The sequence below is a fragment of the Gilliamella sp. Nev5-1 genome (genome assembly GCF_001690895.1).
GTDB lineage: Bacteria > Pseudomonadota > Gammaproteobacteria > Enterobacterales > Orbaceae > Gilliamella > Gilliamella apicola_C.
The window spans coordinates 12,658-30,314 of record NZ_LZHO01000089.1 but is presented as its reverse complement, the minus strand read 5'-3'; the positions used below and the strand labels follow the sequence as shown (position 1 = coordinate 30,314).

General features: G+C 35.8%; 13 protein-coding genes and 1 pseudogene. 11 read left to right on the top strand and 3 right to left on the bottom strand.

Annotated features, from left to right (window positions below; genetic code table 11):
- The gene (mltG, locus tag A9G41_RS12530; RefSeq protein WP_065581977.1) at positions 1 to 1,023 is read left to right on the top strand and encodes an endolytic transglycosylase MltG; all 1,023 of its coding nucleotides are present in this window, start codon (positions 1 to 3) and stop codon (positions 1,021 to 1,023) included.
- Between the two features lie 108 nt (positions 1,024 to 1,131).
- Here mltG and A9G41_RS15155 read toward each other — a convergent pair whose 3' ends face one another.
- Together A9G41_RS15155 and ampD are read right to left on the bottom strand one after the other, a co-directional pair.
- On the bottom strand, positions 1,132 to 1,428 hold the full coding sequence (locus tag A9G41_RS15155) for a YqcC family protein (protein ID WP_442903300.1): 297 nt from the start codon (positions 1,426 to 1,428) through the stop codon (positions 1,132 to 1,134).
- Between the two features lie 18 nt (positions 1,429 to 1,446).
- Positions 1,447 to 1,983 (bottom strand): annotated as a pseudogene (gene ampD, locus A9G41_RS15150) (1,6-anhydro-N-acetylmuramyl-L-alanine amidase AmpD); the annotation flags it as partial.
- A gap of 194 nt (positions 1,984 to 2,177) precedes the next feature.
- Between ampD and ppdD the strand changes: the two are divergent.
- From ppdD to A9G41_RS12500, 5 genes are all read left to right on the top strand, one after another.
- Entirely contained in the window at positions 2,178 to 2,609 is a 432-nt protein-coding gene (ppdD, locus tag A9G41_RS12520; protein WP_065581979.1) for a prepilin peptidase-dependent pilin, read from the top strand.
- A gap of 40 nt (positions 2,610 to 2,649) precedes the next feature.
- The gene (locus tag A9G41_RS12515) at positions 2,650 to 3,756 is read left to right on the top strand and encodes an ATPase, T2SS/T4P/T4SS family (protein ID WP_065581980.1); all 1,107 of its coding nucleotides are present in this window, start codon (positions 2,650 to 2,652) and stop codon (positions 3,754 to 3,756) included.
- Positions 3,756 to 4,931, top strand: a complete 1,176-nt coding sequence (gene hofC / locus A9G41_RS12510; protein WP_065581981.1) for a protein transport protein HofC — start codon at positions 3,756 to 3,758, stop codon at positions 4,929 to 4,931. Before A9G41_RS12515 ends, hofC begins: the two co-directional genes overlap by 1 nt.
- Entirely contained in the window at positions 4,931 to 5,680 is a 750-nt protein-coding gene (locus A9G41_RS12505; protein WP_075539766.1) for a prepilin peptidase, read from the top strand. The genes hofC and A9G41_RS12505 overlap by 1 nt, the downstream gene beginning before the upstream one ends.
- An 837-nt stretch (positions 5,681 to 6,517) precedes the next feature.
- Complete coding sequence (locus A9G41_RS12500; protein WP_075539765.1) at positions 6,518 to 7,675, top strand: M20 aminoacylase family protein; 1,158 nt, start codon at positions 6,518 to 6,520, stop codon at positions 7,673 to 7,675.
- A 68-nt stretch (positions 7,676 to 7,743) separates the two neighbouring features.
- On the opposite strand, the gene ygfZ is transcribed toward A9G41_RS12500, so the two are convergent.
- On the bottom strand, positions 7,744 to 8,619 hold the full coding sequence (ygfZ, locus tag A9G41_RS12495; RefSeq protein WP_075539764.1) for a tRNA-modifying protein YgfZ: 876 nt from the start codon (positions 8,617 to 8,619) through the stop codon (positions 7,744 to 7,746).
- Positions 8,620 to 8,903: 284 nt separating this feature from the next.
- Here ygfZ and ilvI point away from each other — a divergent pair, with 284 nt between their 5' ends.
- The 5 genes from ilvI to eno all read left to right on the top strand — a co-directional run bounded on the left by ilvI (position 8,904) and on the right by eno (position 17,536).
- Complete coding sequence (ilvI, locus tag A9G41_RS12490) at positions 8,904 to 10,622, top strand: acetolactate synthase 3 large subunit (RefSeq protein WP_075539763.1); 1,719 nt, start codon at positions 8,904 to 8,906, stop codon at positions 10,620 to 10,622.
- Positions 10,622 to 11,116, top strand: a complete 495-nt coding sequence (gene ilvN, locus A9G41_RS12485; protein ID WP_065581986.1) for an acetolactate synthase small subunit — start codon at positions 10,622 to 10,624, stop codon at positions 11,114 to 11,116. Before ilvI ends, ilvN begins: the two co-directional genes overlap by 1 nt.
- Positions 11,117 to 11,825: 709 nt before the next feature.
- Positions 11,826 to 13,943: a TonB-dependent receptor gene (locus tag A9G41_RS12480; protein ID WP_075539762.1), complete on the top strand. Its 2,118-nt coding sequence runs from the start codon at positions 11,826 to 11,828 to the stop codon at positions 13,941 to 13,943.
- 607 nt (positions 13,944 to 14,550) lie between these two features.
- Complete coding sequence (gene pyrG / locus A9G41_RS12475; RefSeq protein ID WP_075539761.1) at positions 14,551 to 16,188, top strand: glutamine hydrolyzing CTP synthase; 1,638 nt, start codon at positions 14,551 to 14,553, stop codon at positions 16,186 to 16,188.
- Positions 16,189 to 16,234: 46 nt separating this feature from the next.
- Entirely contained in the window at positions 16,235 to 17,536 is a 1,302-nt protein-coding gene (gene eno, locus A9G41_RS12470) for a phosphopyruvate hydratase (protein ID WP_065581989.1), read from the top strand.
- The last annotated feature ends 121 nt before the right edge of the window (positions 17,537 to 17,657 follow it).

Here is a 17,657-nt window from a genome sequence, read left to right as displayed (position 1 = left end):
ATGATTAAAAAAATATTTTTATACACTCTACTCCCCCTAGTATTAATTGTGGGAGGCTCAATTACTATTGGCTATTATTTTTTACACCAGTTTTCTCAACAGCAAATGCAAGTAAATGATGAAAATCAGATGTTTATTTTGAAGAAAGGCACATCTATGCATCAATTAGTTGCCCAAGTAAAAGAAAGCAAGTTAATGCAACAAGCTTATTTGTTACCTTATTTGTGTAAGCTAAATCCGTCATTAAAATCAATTAAAGCAGGCTCTTATCAATTACATCCACATATGACTGTTGAGGAGTTTTTGAGATTGTTAGTGTCTGGCAAAGAAAGTAATTTTTCAATTCAATTCATTGAAGGTAAACGCGCTAAAGACTGGTTGAAAGTAATTCAAAATACACCCTATATTCAGCAAACTTTAGTAGGTAAAACCGATGAAGAAATCGCGAAGTTGTTAGGCATTGACGGATCTATTGAGGGTTGGTTATCGCCCGATACTTACCGTTATACGGCAGACACGTTAGATATCAATATTCTCAAACGTGCGCATATGACGATGAAAAGTAATCTACAAAAAATTTGGGATAATCGTGATAGCAATTTACCGTATCAAACACCTTATGAATTATTGATTATTGCATCAATAATTGAAAAAGAAACAGGCGTCAGTTCTGAGCGAGCTAATGTGGCTTCAGTATTTGTTAATCGCTTAAATGCCAAAATGAAGTTACAAACTGATCCAACAATTATTTATGGTTTAGGTGATAACTATAAAGGAACTATTAGACGTGTCGATTTGACTGATACTGAAAATCCTTATAATACTTATGTTATTGAAGGATTACCGCCAACGCCAATCGCCATGCCAAGTCTTGCCTCGCTTGAAGCTGCGGCACACCCAGCTAAAACTAATTATCTGTTTTTTGTTGCTAATGGAACAGGTGGGCATACGTTTTCAAGTACTTACAGCAATCACCAGCAGGCAGTGAATGAGTATCGCCGAATGACTAGCGGTGGGAATTAGCGTTTTAAAAACAGCGTTAAATATAATTAACTCTGTAAAAGTATTTTATTTAAATACGTTCACTTTAACCATTACCGCATATTAATGCGGTAACTTTTTATGATTAAATCAATATAATTCATCAAGTTGCTTAATTAGAGAAAGTAGATGATTAACATTTTGTTTTTGCTCTTTTAGCGCTTCTTCAAAATAAGGATGTAAGGCAAATTGAGGTAAATTAGCTTTGGCATCAATTAGTGCTTGCATGCGTGGAATAAAAACCCATTGTAACCATTCGTGTGGTTGCATTGTGTCTAGAGCAAAGGGTTCTTGACTTAAAAAGGCATCTGGGTTTGGTGGCATTGTTTGCCATAAATTGATTTTTTGTAATTCTTTAGTTATTTTTTGAAGTTGATTCAGTAGCATATACTCTTGTGATTGTTGCATTAGCAAACTTTGATAATATTGCCAATCGAAACAAGGCCCTGGATCTGTTTTACGATCAGGGGCAATATCGCTATGCCCAGCAATATTTTCAATAGCATAGTGTTGTTGAAGTAATAAAGTGATTTTTGCGAGCTGTTGATATTGTATGCTAGTAAAGCTATCGGTATCGCATCCTTCCATTTCAATACCAATTGAAAAATCATTACAATTTTCTTGGCCTTCAAATACTGATTTTCCTGCATGCCAAGCGCGTTTATTGAATGGAACAAATTGAATAATTTCACCATCACGCCGAATAAATAGATGACTTGACACTTTAAGTTGATAAATCGAAGCAAAGTACGGGTGCTCCTCAGGATTAAGTTGCCCTGTAAATAGCTGTTCAACATAAGGTCCGCCATATTCATTGGGCGGTAAGCTAATATTATGGATAACAAGTAGCGATATCGGCTTATTGATTGGTCGTTCATCATAAAAAGGTGAAATAACTTGCTTAACACCCTGTAACCAACCATTAACAATTTTTAAGGACATATTGACTCCAACTTATCTGATCCGATGCCTAAATATTTTTGCGATCAGCTTCTCATAGCTTGCACATTTAAAGTAATAACTCATTGTGTTATGGATTTTATTTTCCACGCTTAACACTTCGTTATTATTCCACTTTTTTGTTTTGCTATAAAGACTCTTTCTATTGAATCATTCATTGATATTTTGAGGTATTTATGTCTAAACAAGCGGGTTTTACTTTATTTGAACTGATGATTGCTATTATTGTGATTGCTATTTTAACGGCTATTGGTGTGCCTGCTTATCAAGGATATGTAAAAAAAGCCGCGTTGACAGATATGTTGCAAATCATGACATCATATAAAACAGCCGTCGAAATCTGCGCAGTAGAACAAGGCAGTTTAACCAACTGTAGTAGTGGTAATAATGGTATACCGGCAAGCCGAACGTCTAATTATGTCACATCAATTACGGTCAATAACGGCGTTATTACCTTAGTTGGAACCAGTGCTTTAACTGGATTAACGGCCACATTAACACCAACAGTAAGTGCTACCCACGGTAATTTAGATTGGCACCGAGTTTGTACGACATCGCCAGCCGATGCTAGTTTAACCAGTGCTTGTGAAGATATTTTCAAATTTTGATGTTAACTCTTTAATCTTTTATGGATAAGGAAGCGCTTTTATGCAAGAAGATCAGCTCATTGAAAGTATTGACAAATTATTGCTTGAAGCATTAGATAAGCGAGCTTCGGATATTCATTTTGAGCCTTACCAGCATAGTTATCGTATTCGCATGCGTATTGATGGGGTTTTACATGATATGTTGTCACCACCTCTTGCGTTGGCTAAACAAATAACCGCAAGATTAAAAATTATGTCTAAGCTAAATATTGCCGAGCACAGATTACCGCAAGATGGTCAATTGAACATTGGTCGTTATACTATGCGTATTGCCACCTTACCGGTAATGAATGGTGAAAAAATAGTTTTAAGAGTTATGGATAATCATGAATCTGAACTAACCATTAATGATTTGGGATTAACAGATGAAGATCTTTTTCTATTCAAACAAATTTTAGACTATCCACAAGGATTGATATTGGTGACTGGACCAACTGGAAGCGGAAAAACGGTCACGTTATATAGTGCACTAAAGCAATTAAATAAAATTGAGCGTAACCTTTGTAGTGTTGAAGACCCTATAGAAATTCCTCTTGAAGGTATTAATCAAACGGCAATTAATCCCAAAGCTGGATTGACATTTGGTATCGTATTACGAGCCTTATTGCGACAAGATCCTGATGTGATGATGATAGGTGAAATTCGCGATCGTGAAACTGCCGAAATTGCTATTCAAGCTGCGCAGACAGGGCATTTAGTTCTATCAACTTTGCATACTAATTCAAGTGTCGAGGCAATAACTCGCTTAAATCAAATGGGTATTGAAAATTATCTACTTTCATCAAGTTTAAAATTAGTCATCGCCCAGCGGCTAGTACGGAAATTGTGTCCTCACTGCAAGGTGGTGGCAAGAGAACTAATTAAGTTAGACAACGAACAAGTGCCACATTATGTAGCTTCGGGCTGTCTAAGGTGTATTGGTGGATATAAAGGACGGGTTGGATTATACGAACTTTTAGTCATTACGCCTGACATGCAAAAGCAAATATTAGCTAATCAAGTTGTTTTGCCGGCGAATATGACTTCGTTAAAAACGGCTGGGCAAAAATTAGTTAAACAGGGCATGACAACACTAGCTGAATTAAACCGTGTATTAGGTGATACATAATGAAAAGGCTTTATTATTGGTATGATTTAGATTTTAACCAGCACAAAATCATCGCTAAATCGTCACAAGCTGTTAAACGGCAGTTATTGTTGCAAGGTAAAATTGCCATTAAAATTAAAGCAGGCGCAATTATTACCGCACGCAGTTTTAACTGTGCTGATTTGCTAATAATTACCAAACAATTAGCTACTATGTTAAAAGCGGGATTATCTATTATTGATACATTACATTTGCTAGTCCAAGAACAACCTAAACCGCATTGGCAATATTTGTTATCTGATATCAAGCAACAAATCGCTAAAGGTGAAGCATTGTCCCATGCACTACACCAACATCATTCGGTGTTTTCTCCTTTATATTGTGAAATTATTGCAGTTGGCGAGTTAACAGGACAACTTGATGAGAGTTTTGAACAGCTAGCATTATTGCTTGAAAAATCAATCAAATTACAAAAAAGTTTTAAAAAAGCAGTGCGCTACCCTTTGTTTTTATTATCTGTTGCGATGATCGTCAGTTTAGTGATGTTGTTATTTGTGTTGCCAAAATTTTCAGATATTTATCAAGATTTCGATGCTGAATTACCTGCTTTTACTCAATGTATTATTGATTTTTCCAACAATTTGCAACAAAGTTGGTTAGTGTGGTGTATAGGAATTATGATCAGTTATTTTTGTTATCAACGCTATTTTAAAATGCGTTATCGACTTCAAATTGAAGCGATGATAATAAAATGCCCTATTGTTGGTAAGGTGGTTCAAACTAGTTGTTTAACCCAGATTTTTCAAACCATTGCTATCACCCAAAAAGCAGGTATACCATTATTAACAGGTTTAGCTGCAACAACGAATATCACTTATTACAGCCTTTATCGTAATAGTATTTTACAGATCATTGCGGGTATTGAACAAGGTTATTCATTTAGTCGTGTTTTACACCAGCAATTATATTTTCCTAATTTATGCTCACAATTAATTCACGTAGGTGAAGAGTCAGGCACATTGGATTTAATGCTTGATAAGCTAGCAACCTATTATCAAGAGCAAAATCAGACCTTAACTGATAACTTATCGCAAGCTTTTGAACCATTATTAATGCTAGTGTTAGCCTTGATTATTGGCAGTTTAATTGTGGCGATGTATTTGCCTATTTTTCAAATGGGCGAGGTGATTCACTAATGCTAATGTTTATGATCATCTGTTTGGGGCTTTGCATGGGTAGTTTTGTTTATGTTGCTTATTGTCGTTATTTGCCATCAATGTCTACATTTCAGTATTTATGTTGTATTAGCGTTCAGCGATCCGCTTGTCCACATTGTCATAATAAACTCGAGTTTTGGCAATTGTTGCCAATTGTTTCTTGGTTTATCTTAAGAAGTCGTTGTTATAATTGCAATGCCAAGATTTCGTTACGCTATGTTAGTGTCGAATTATTTGTCGCTGGTTTATTTACTATAATCTATGTCGATAAAGGTATGCATTTTCAAAGTTACATCTTAATGTTTCTTGGCTGCTATTTTTTACTGCTGGCGTTGATTGATTTTAAATATTATTTATTACCTGATATGTTTACACAACCGTTGATGTGGGTAGGTGTTATGCTTGCCTATTTTAACATCACAAACCTTGAGTTAGCCGATGCTTTACTGGGCATTTTTTGGGGATATTTATTATTAAAAATACCTGCTACATTATTTTATTTAATCTCTAAAAAAGAGGGATTAGGTGGTGGGGATATCAAACTACTTGCCGCATTGGGAGCTTGGTTACCTTATACATTATTACCCCTGCTGTTATTTTTTGCTTCATCATTGGGGGTTGTGTATTATCTTTTTTTGCGATATGCATTCAATCAAAATCTTACAAAGATTATTCCATTTGGTCCTTTTTTATTAATATCGGGTTATGTGAACTATTATTATTTGTAGGGAAACATCGGCTGGTTTACATTTTATGATTACAATAACCTACTAAAAACTTATAAGGCGCTTTGTCGAAAATCGCTTAACCTTTTTGTCTTTTGAATCGCTAACTATGTGCTGATTATGCTATATCGCCATTTAAAGCACATATTACGCTTTCAGCTTACCCATTCATTTGAGAGCTGGCAGTTTTCGTGAATGTTTGATTGATACAATAGTCATCATACGTTATTCAACAAATAAATATAGTGGAGTCTCAATTAATCACCAAACGGTATAGAATCCTGAATATTTTTTACAAAAAATAGAGCCTAAAATGTAAATAGTTGTGTAAATATCCCATAGCGAGCACACTACTCATGTAGAAAATTACGCAGCCTGCTTTCGTGTTTGATATGCAATTACGTCAGGCTATTTAATTTCTATGAGATCTTTCAGCGTTATAAATGGACGAACAACATAAAACAGTTAGCCCAATTGGTGACGGTGATTTTACTTTATGGATATAAAGACTATATTCCTTGTCTGAGAAGATGTGTGATGCCTATTCATTACAGCCGTTTCTTGAATTACTGTAAATAACACGAGTAATTCCAGCATATGATTGTTACTTGAAATTGTTGTTAAAAAGTTTCAGGAAACCTTACGTTTCAGTCAATTTTTGTTAATCAATATTGTGTTAAAAGTGCATAAAGTTATTATTTTGTTCAAAATATGCAACATATAACCAAAATTGATATTCATAGTAAAAATAGTTATTTTTATAAAAGTGGGAATCACGTTATAGTGTTGATAAAAGCAGCGTGTTATGCTGTAAGTTAGTTACCCATTAAGGAATCACTCATGATATCAAATAGTATTAATGATCTAAAAAGTGAAATGATAGCATGGCGTCATCATATTCACGCTCACCCCGAAACGGCTTTTGAAGAAGTCAAAACTACGCAATTTATTATCGAAAAACTGCAATCATTTGGTATTACTCAATTATATACGGATTTTGCGCCAACTGGCGTAGTTGGTGTTATTAAAGGCAATAAAGAAGGGCGATGGATTGCTCTGCGAGCTGATATTGATGCATTAGATATTATTGAAGAAAATAATATCGATTATTGCTCCACTATCTCAGGCAAAATGCATGGCTGTGGTCATGATGGGCATACGGCAATATTACTAGGTACAGCCAAATATCTTAGTGAGCATCGTGATTTTTCTGGCACAGTTGTTGTTATTTTTCAACCCGCTGAAGAAAATGAGGGGGGCGCTCGTGTTATGGTTGAAAATGGTTTATTTGATAGGTTTCCTATTGAAGCTGTATATGGTATTCATAATCAACCTAATATGCATTTAAATCACTTTTACATTAACCACGGTCCAATGATGGCATCATATGATGTATTTGAAATTAAAATAACGGGTATTGGCGCGCATGCAGCAGCTCCTCATTTAGGTAAAGATACTATTTTAACGGCTACTCAGATTGTGAATGGTTTACAGAGTATTGTTAGCCGTAATGCTGATCCACTTAGCTCATTAGTCGTTAGCGTGACGCAAATTCACAGCGGGGATACTTGGAATGTATTACCTCAGCACGCAGTGATTCGTGGAACGGTTAGGGCATTTAGTGCTCAAGTGCAAGATATGGCTGAAAGTCGCATTAAACAAATAGCAACAGGTATTGCCGCAACATTTGAAGCCAAAGCCGAAGTCGATTATCAGCGACGTTATCCTGCGACAATCAATCATGCTAAACAAGCCAAAATTGCAATGACAGCCGCTAAAAAAATCGTCGGTGAAGATCACTTGATCATCGATCACAATCCGTCTATGGGGGCTGAAGATTTTGCCTTTATGTTGCAAAAAATTCCAGGCGCTTATGTTTGGTTAGGTGCAGGTAATGGCGCTAATTTGCATAATCCAGCATTTAATTTTAATGATGAAGTGTTAACAACGGGTGTAAGTTACTTTATAGCAATAGTTAATCAAGAACTTGCAAGCTAATTTTAAAAGATAGGCATAAAGATAACTGGAATAAGCATTATGTTATTCCAGTTTATCGCTAAAAATAACTAAAATGTCATTCGGCTGTTATCATTTCCATAAACTCTAAATGGGGTATTTAAATCAATCCCATTATTAAGTACTACTTGGACACAAACGCCGTCTTTTTCGTCTAATTTTGCAGCGGCTAATACAATTCCTCCTTCTCGCCAGCCACCAGCAAGCTTGTATTCAAGCGTGCTACCAATTTCAGGAAGAACATCACTGGTACCTTTTATTACATACATACCACGAGTGTTAGCACCGCGAAATTGTGCTCTTGCTACCATTTCTTGACCACAATAACAGCCTTTTTCAAAACTGATTGCATCACAAGATTGTAAATTACAGGCTTGCGGTAATAACGTTGCCATATTGTTATCATCAATAATAGGATAGCCTGCTTGTAAATCAAGTTTTAACCACTCATCGCATGGTAGTAAATCATCTTGAATAGGCTCTGGTGTTACCATTATAACGCGCATTTGTGGTAAAGGAAGTTTGATATAGGTAATGTTATTTTCAGTAAAACAGCTGATATTACTTAATTTGGTTGCAATTGTTGACGGAATCGCATTACCGACCAACCCAATTATATTCAAATCTTGGACTGGCTCAATAGTTACTTTAGAAAAAACAGCATATTTTGCTAGCTCAGCAATTTGTTTTTTTACAACGCTTTTACGCACAATATAGTAGATATCATCGCCTCGCTGAAATAACAGTAAAGTACTCCACATTCTGCCTTTATTATCACAATGAGCAGCATAGAGTGTTGCCTGTTCAGAAAGTCGATTAATGTCGTTAGTTATTTGCCCTTGCAGAAAAACTCGGTTATCTTGGCCTGAAACTTTAACTAATTGCCAATCAGCAAGGGAAGTTGGTTTAGAAAAAATATTGCTCATATTAGTACCTTTAGGTAATGAAGAATCCTAGTAACATGATGACTAGAAAAACTTAGGCTTTGAGTGTATATAAAAAATAAAAAATTAACAATCAAATCAACTAGCAATATTTAAATAAATAGGGATAGCTTATGAATATTATTCATGATATTGCAAAAATTAATTTTGTTAGCACCTAATTTTGCCTGTAATGTACTTAGTTAATTGACTTTATTGATTTTGTTTACAAGTTGATGCAAAATGATTCAGAAAATGACAAATCAGTTACATTGGAGGCAACAACCATGGCAAAACTGTCAGGTGCAGAAATGGTTATTCAATCTTTGATTGACCAAGGCGTAAAGCAGATTTTTGGTTATCCCGGTGGTAGTGTTCTTGATATTTATGATGCAATTCACACGTTAGGCGGCATTGAACATATTTTAGTTCGTCATGAACAAGCAGCGGTACATATGGCTGACGGTTATGCTAGAGCAACAGGCGATGTCGGCGTTGTATTAGTTACATCAGGCCCTGGAGCAACCAATACAATTACTGGTATTGCAACCGCTTATATGGACTCTGTGCCATTAGTTATATTGTCTGGCCAAGTCGCCAGTAATCTAATTGGTAATGATGCATTCCAAGAATGTGATATGATCGGCATTTCACGCCCCATTGTTAAACATAGTTTTTTAATTCAAGACAGTAAAGATATTCCAGAAACTATCAAAAAAGCGTTTTATATCGCTTCGACTGGACGACCAGGTCCAGTGGTGATTGATTTGCCAAAAGATATTGTTAATCCAGCTAATAAATATCATTATCACTACCCAAAATCTGTCTTAATGCGATCTTATAATCCAACTATTCAAGGACATAAAAAGCAGATTAAAAAAGCATTAACGACGCTATTAACTGCAAAAAAACCAGTGTTGTTTATTGGTGGAGGCGCAATTGCCTCTGATGCAAGTCAGGAAATTAAAACGCTGGCTGAAAAACTCAATTTACCTGTTACTTCAACATTAATGGGGATTAGCGCTTTTCCTTGTACCGATAAACATTATCTTGGCATGATTGGTATGCATGGCGTCTATGAAGCCAATATGGCTATGCATAACGCTGATGTGATTTTTGCAATTGGTGCTCGTTTTGATGATCGAACTACCAACAATGTTGAAAAATATTGCCCAAAAGCCAAGATTATTCATATTGATATTGATCCTACTTCTATTTCTAAAACTATTTTGGCTTCGATCCCTGTGGTGGGCGATGCAAAAGTTGTTCTTGAAACGATGTTGTCAATGTTAGATGAATTAAATACTGCACGTGATCTTGATGCTTTGATTGATTGGTGGAAGCAGATCGAACACTGGCGCGCTCGTCACTGTCTAGCTTATAGTCATGAAGGGCAAAGCATCAAACCACAAGAAGCAATTGAAGTATTATATAAATTGACCAAAGGGGATGCCTTTGTGGCAACCGATGTAGGGCAACATCAAATGTTCACGGCACTTTATTACCCGTTTGATAAACCACGCCATTTTATTACCTCAGGTGGACTTGGCACGATGGGATTTGGTTTGCCAGCAGCGCTTGGTGTTAAGTTAGCATTTCCTAAAAAAACCGTTGTGTGCATAACAGGTGATGGTAGTATTCAGATGAATATTCAAGAGCTATCAACCGCATTGCAATATGGTTTGCCCGTACTGGTGTTAAATTTAAACAACCGTTTTTTAGGCATGGTTAAGCAGTGGCAAGATATGATTTATGCTGGTCGGCACTCCAGTTCTTATATGGAATCTTTACCTGATTTTGCCAAAATTGCAGAAGCTTATGGCCATGTTGGAATGGTTATAACCAAGCGTGAAGAACTTGAACCAAAACTAAAACAAGCATTAGCCATTAAAAATCGTTTGGTTTTTGTTGATGTCATGACTGATGCTACTGAACATGTTTACCCAATGCAAGTGCGAGGTGGCGCAATGAACGAAATGTGGCTTAGTAAAACGGAGAGAACCTAATGCGTTATATATTATCAATTTTAACTGAAAACGAACCCGGCGCATTATCAAGAATAATTGGCTTGTTTTCACAGCGGGGTTTTAATATTGAAACAATAACCACCGCACAAACTGAAGACCCAACTATGCATCGTATGACAATCCAAACCACAGGCGATGAGCATGTGCTTGAACAGATCCAAAAACAGTTGCATAAATTGGTTAATGTTTATCGCGTGCATGATTTAACCGAAGGACCACATGTCGAGCGAGAAATCATGCTAGTCAAAGTTGCCGCAAAAGGTGCTGATGCGCGTGACGAAGTAAAACGTTGTGCCGATATTTTTAGGGGATCGATCGTGGATGTCACCGCAACGCATTATATTGTGCAATTATCGGGCACCAGTGAAAAGCTAGACTCATTTTTAGCTTCAATTCGCGAAACATGTAATATTGTTGAAATGGTTCGATCTGGGATCATTGGTTTATCGCGTAGTGAAAGAACAATCAAATAACTGTATTTTTAGTTAATATATTTAATTAAGGCGCGTTGTGTGCCTTAATTTAAGCAAAAGAAAATTTGAAATCATTCATATAAAAAGAATAGGTGCTATTCATCTAGAATCGATAAGCCAGAAAAGGCTTATTTCATTGATATATTAAATAATATTCGTAATTTTACTTCTCGGCAAAATATTAGATAATACTCGACGTTATAAATATATTATTTAGGTAATGCTGCTTTTCATTTTATTTTGGCGATATTGAGCCATCAACTGAGTGTCGATAAACTTGATTATAATAGATTTAAATATATTCAAGGCGATAATTTTTACTGTTATCGGTTTACCTGCACCTGATTTTCCTCATCCCTTTATCAAGCATAATTTAGCAATAGTTAAATGGTTAAGGATTTCGGCTAACCAAAGACAGGTATTGATAAAGCATTGTCAACCGTCTGTTATCTGAACACTGTACTGACTTTTTTGGCCATAATGTTTTCCTCTGATTTTTATTTATATTATTGAGATGACTTTTACTTATTTTTTTCGATAATAATTTATGTCTATTCTTCGCCATAATTTTTCCAATCACTATAAACAATGTAAGCGTTTTCCTGCAAATTGCTCAAAATTCATAAAATAAGTTGATAATGCAAATGATAATAGTTATCATTACGATTGATTTTTAGATTTGATAAAACAATAAAAGATAGGAAAAATAATGAAATTCGTTAATCAATTAACCATATTCGGCTTATTGAGTACAGCATCGGTTATTGTTTGTGCTCAGGAAAATATTAAATATGATACTAATATCGAGACCATGAAAGTTATCGCTAATGTTAAAGATAATAATGATCAGCGGATAAAAAAATCATCAACAGCGACAAAAATGCCTTTTGATATCAAAGATGTTCCGCAAACGATCAATTCAGTGAATCTTGAGCAACAGAAAATTTATGGGCAAAATGATTTAAATGTAATAGTAAATAAATTACCAGGGGTTGATACAACATATGATATGCGTGATGAGGGGGTAAAAATTCGCGGTTTTTCGGCAAGCTCTGGTGATATTTATCGTGATGGCGTTCGTGCTAGTGGGCAGGTTAGGCAAAGTACTGCAAATATAGAACGAATAGAAGTATTGAAAGGTCCTGCATCTGTGCTTTATGGACGTGGTTCGGGTGGTGGAATAATTAATATGATTAGTAAACAAGCTAATTTTGATTCACCAGCAACCTTAAGCTTACGTGGAGGTTCATGGGATAAATATGGCGGTATGATTGATATTAATCATATTTTGCATGATAAACTGGCGATGCGAATGACCATTGATCATCAATCAGATAAAAGTTTTCGTAAAGGGATTAAGCAAAGAGATACAATGGTGTCGCCAAGTCTACTTTATGATAATTTAGAGGGATTTAATTGGTTAGTTCAATACACGCATGATCATTTGTGGCGTAAACCTGATCGGGCGCCAGCTTATTATGATTTACCCAAAGGCGTATCAACTAAAACGTCTTATGCTCATCCAAATGATTATGTGAAAGATAATTTTAGTTCATTACGCTCTGTTATGGGATTTGCATTTAATCATGATTGGTCAATTAAATTAACGAATTTATACCGCCAAGCAGCTCAAAACTTCGATCACATTTATGCAGGTAGTTATTGCCATTTAAATGGAAAATTGAATAACGGCAAAGCTTGTGTCCATCCGGGGAAGTTGCAATTTCGTCGCGCTTGGCAAGAGACAGCCAATAAAACCTATAGCAATACTGTTGATTTAATGGGAAAATTTAATACGGTCAGTATTGTTCATGATATGCTTATTGGTGTGGAATATAACATTGAAAAACGTCAGCCAAGATTAGCCTTAACAAGCGCTTATCCTGAGGCCGTTGATCCTTTTCATCCTCATTGGCATTCCCAAAAGCCTCATTACAATAAATTAAATACCAAAACTAACCATAAAGCAACATCGACAGGCTTTTATTGGCAAGATTTAATTAGTTTTACAACACAGTGGAAGTTACTCGCTGGATTACGTTATGACGATTATAAATTTGCATCAGACGATAAATTAAAACACCAAAATCGTTCATATGATGGACACACGTTAAGTCCTCGAGTTGGTTTAATTTGGCAACCTATAGAATCACAGAGTTTTTATGCTTCTTATAGTAAAAATTTTGCACCTTATGGCGGGCGTGGGCTTATTACTATATCTACTGACTCAAAAACAGTTTATGATGATAAACCCCAATATTCACGCCAGTATGAAGTTGGTGTCAAAAGTGATTGGTTAGATGATAAGCTTTCTTCTCAAATTGCCCTTTATGATCTTGAATTATACAACGTCCGTTATCAACCTGATGCTATTAACGATCCTTATAATTGGGCGGTTAAAGGTAGTGATCGTAGCCGAGGTATTGAGTTAAGCGTTATTGGTCAGTTGGCATCAAAATGGTATATAAATAGTGGTATTGGTTATCAACAAGCCAAAGTTCACAAAGATAAAAAAACACCAGCCAATCAAGGAAAATATTTGCCTAATACTGCTAAAAATAGTGGTTATTTAAGCATTCGTTATTTACCTTACGATAATTGGTTTACAGAATTGGAAGTCAATTATAAAGGAGCTATGTATAACGATGATAAAAATCAATTTAAACGTGCTGGTTATAGTGTATGGAATGCTGCGGTTGGTTATCAATTGCCATCCTTTGAGGTAACGTTGGCATTGACTAATTTGTTAGGTAAAGCATATTGGCGCTCAAGTAGTATGCCAGGCACTCCGAGAGCTTTCTTGCTGACTGCAAGTTATAAACTATAAAGTGATATAAAAAAACAAATACTGAATTATTTGAGGATTAAAATTGGTAAATAATTATAAGTAATATAATTCAGTATGTTGTTAATAAATTTAGGGCATTTAGGCAAAAAATAAGTTAATTGGCATTTTTCTATACAGCACAAAAGCAAATAGTTTAATGTCGAATGTAGATGCTAATAATTTAGCAATTGAATTATTGTCTAAAAATTTCAAGTGAATAAAACATGAATTGAATAAAAATGTTTAAAAATTTTATTTTTTTTCAATAAGATAAATTCCTTAATAGACTGTGTTATTCAAACAAAGGGTTTTTGCGAACATTAAAATGGTTAAAAATTGCTGATGAATGTATAAAATGCCACTAAAAAGAATAACTCGATTAATATAGGTATAATAAATTCTCAATGTATTAATAAAAAGTTGTTCCTTTAAAAAATAAATTTTGCTAACGCGCTTAAAGAAACAGTTAAAATTAATTATTCAATTGTGAGACAAAGTAGATTCTGTTATACTAATTTCCCGTCTGATTCATCGTATATTGCTTTGGTTTTTAAGGTTTAAAATCAGTGCGATATTATTCTATTAAATTAATAATGGTCTGGTATTAATGGTCACGAATTATATTTTTGTTACAGGCGGTGTCGTTTCTTCACTTGGTAAAGGCATTGCCGCAGCATCATTAGCTGCAATTTTAGAAGCCCGCAATTTAAAAGTCACCATGCTCAAACTTGATCCCTATATTAATGTCGATCCAGGCACAATGAGTCCTATTCAGCATGGTGAAGTATTTGTGACTGAAGACGGTGCCGAAACTGATCTTGATTTAGGGCATTATGAGCGCTTTATTCGCACTAAAATGACGCGAAAAAATAACTTCACGACTGGACGCATTTATTCTGATGTGTTACGTAAAGAGCGTCGCGGTGATTATTTAGGTGCGACGGTGCAAGTCATTCCACATATCACTAATGCAATTAAGTCACGAGTGATTGATGGCGCAAAAGGATTTGACGTTGCGATTGTCGAAATTGGCGGTACGGTAGGTGACATTGAATCACTGCCATTTTTAGAGGCGATCCGTCAATTAGCGGTTGATGTTGGTCGTGAGCATACCCTATTTATGCACCTAACGTTAGTGCCATATTTAGCTTCAGCAGGTGAAGTGAAAACTAAACCAACACAGCATTCAGTAAAAGAATTATTGTCAATTGGTATTCAACCCGATGTATTAATTTGTCGTTCCGATCGTATTATCCCTGCTCACGAACGCGCTAAAATAGCGTTATTTTGTAATGTGCCTGAGCGCGCTGTTATTTCGCTTAAAGATGTGGATTCTATCTATAAAATTCCAGCATTATTAAAATCGCAAAACTTGGATACCTTTGTTTGCAAACGATTTAATCTTGAATGTAAAGAAGCCGATCTTTCTGAGTGGGAGCAAGTCATTTATGAAGAAGCCAACCCTGTTGGTGAAGTCACTATTGGTATGGTGGGTAAATATATTGCTTTGCCAGATGCCTATAAATCTTTAAATGAAGCTTTAAAACATGGGGGATTAAAAAACCGTTTAACCGTTCATATCCGTTATATTGACTCAGAAGATCTTGAATCTCGAGGTGCAGAATTACTTCAAGGGTTAGATGCGATTTTAATCCCTGGAGGATTTGGTTATCGCGGTGTCGAAGGCAAAATTATGGCTGCTCGCTATGCGCGTGAAAACAAAATTCCATATTTAGGTATTTGCCTTGGCCTACAAGTGGCTATGATTGAGTATGCACGTAATGTTGCTGGTATTAAAGATGCTAACTCAACTGAGTTTGTTAAAGATTGTTCAAACCCAATCATTGCTTTAATCACGGAATGGAGCGATAAATCAGGTAACGTTGTTCAACGCAGTGAAGATAGTGATTTAGGTGGTACGATGCGATTAGGCTCACAAATTTGTCATTTAGAACCAAATTCATTAGTATTTGATATGTATAAGAAAGAGTCAATTACTGAGCGCCACCGCCATCGTTACGAAGTGAACAATAATTTATTACCAGAAGTGGTTAAGGCAGGGTTAAAAGTCACTGGTCTTTCAACAGATAGGAAGTTGGTTGAAATCATTGAAATTCCAGATCATCCATGGTTTGTTGCTTGTCAGTTCCACCCTGAATTTACTTCAACACCACGAGATGGGCACCCACTGTTTAGTAGTTTTATAAAAGCTGCCAAAGCATATCAAGAGCAGCAACAAAAATAGTTTTGAATTAATATATATCAATATCTGTCATATAGAGGAAAATAACATGGCAAAAATCGTTAAAGTACATGGTCGTGAAGTCATCGACTCTCGTGGTAACCCAACTGTTGAAGCTGAAGTTCATTTGGAGGGCGGTTTTGTTGGTCTGGCAATTGTTCCATCAGGTGCATCAACAGGTTCTCGTGAAGCGCTAGAACTTCGCGATGGTGACAAATCTCGTTTCTTAGGAAAAGGCGTATTAAAAGCAGTTGAAAACGTAAATGGTCCAATTGCTAAAGCCGTTGTTGGTAAAGATGCGTTAGATCAAGCAGTAATCGACCAAATCATGCTTGACTTAGATGGCACCGATTTTAAATCTAACTTAGGTGCTAACTCAATTCTTGCTGTATCTTTAGCAACAGCTAAAGCAGCAGCAGCAGCTAAAGGTGTTCCACTTTATCAACACATTGCGGATCTTAATGGCACTCCAGGTCAATACTCAATGCCATTACCTATGATGAACATCATCAATGGCGGTGAGCACGCAGATAACAATATCGACCTTCAAGAATTCATGATTCAACCAGTTGGTGCTAAAACAGTACGTGAAGCAATCCGTATGGGTTCTGAAGTATTCCACAACTTAGCTAAAGTGCTTCACGCTAAAGGCATGAATACTGCTGTTGGTGACGAAGGTGGTTTTGCGCCTAACTTAGGTTCAAATGCTGAAGCTTTAGCTTGCATTAAAGAAGCAGTAGAAAAAGCTGGTTACGTATTAGGTAAAGATATTACTTTAGCGATGGACTGTGCAGCTTCTGAATTCTACAACAAAGAAACTGGTAAATACGTATTAAAAGGTGAAGGAAATAAAGAGTTCACATCTCAAGAATTCACTCACTACTTAGAAAGCTTAACTGAACAATATCCAATCGTATCAATTGAAGATGGTTTAGACGAAAGCGATTGGGATGGTTGGGCATACCAAACTAAAGCATTAGGTCACAAAATCCAATTAGTTGGTGACGATCTATTTGTTACTAACACTAAAATCTTCAAACAAGGTATTGAAAAAGGTATCGCTAACTCAATCTTAGTTAAAGTTAACCAAATCGGTACATTAACTGAATCTATCGCGGCAGTTAAGATGGCTAAAGATGCTGGTTATACTGCGGTTATTTCTCACCGTAGTGGTGAAACCGAAGATTCAACAATTGCTGATTTAGCTGTTGGTTTAGCTGCTGGTCAAATCAAAACTGGTTCAATGAGCCGTTCTGATCGTGTTGCTAAATACAACCAATTAATCCGTATTGAAGAAGCTTTAGGTTCAAAAGCACCATTTAACGGTTTAAAAGAAGTTAAGGGTCAATAATTAGTTTTTGATAAACTAAATTATCACTTATAAAAACGGTGACTAGTTCACCGTTTTTTATTTTCATATAATTTAATCCTGCTTAATGTAGGAATAGTTGCACCAACTAAGGTTGTGTTGT

Coding starts and splice junctions, on each gene's coding strand:
- mltG (WP_065581977.1), top strand. CDS start 1: ATGATTAAAAAAATATTTTTATACACTCTACTCCCCCTAGTATTAATT.
- ilvN (WP_065581986.1), top strand. CDS start 10,622: ATGCGTTATATATTATCAATTTTAACTGAAAACGAACCCGGCGCATTA.
- ilvI (WP_075539763.1), top strand. CDS start 8,904: ATGGCAAAACTGTCAGGTGCAGAAATGGTTATTCAATCTTTGATTGAC.
- hofC (WP_065581981.1), top strand. CDS start 3,756: ATGAAAAGGCTTTATTATTGGTATGATTTAGATTTTAACCAGCACAAA.
- A9G41_RS12480 (WP_075539762.1), top strand. CDS start 11,826: ATGAAATTCGTTAATCAATTAACCATATTCGGCTTATTGAGTACAGCA.
- A9G41_RS12515 (WP_065581980.1), top strand. CDS start 2,650: ATGCAAGAAGATCAGCTCATTGAAAGTATTGACAAATTATTGCTTGAA.
- eno (WP_065581989.1), top strand. CDS start 16,235: ATGGCAAAAATCGTTAAAGTACATGGTCGTGAAGTCATCGACTCTCGT.
- A9G41_RS15155 (WP_442903300.1), bottom strand. CDS start 1,428: ATGCTACTGAATCAACTTCAAAAAATAACTAAAGAATTACAAAAAATC.
- A9G41_RS12500 (WP_075539765.1), top strand. CDS start 6,518: ATGATATCAAATAGTATTAATGATCTAAAAAGTGAAATGATAGCATGG.
- ppdD (WP_065581979.1), top strand. CDS start 2,178: ATGTCTAAACAAGCGGGTTTTACTTTATTTGAACTGATGATTGCTATT.
- ygfZ (WP_075539764.1), bottom strand. CDS start 8,619: ATGAGCAATATTTTTTCTAAACCAACTTCCCTTGCTGATTGGCAATTA.
- pyrG (WP_075539761.1), top strand. CDS start 14,551: ATGGTCACGAATTATATTTTTGTTACAGGCGGTGTCGTTTCTTCACTT.
- A9G41_RS12505 (WP_075539766.1), top strand. CDS start 4,931: ATGCTAATGTTTATGATCATCTGTTTGGGGCTTTGCATGGGTAGTTTT.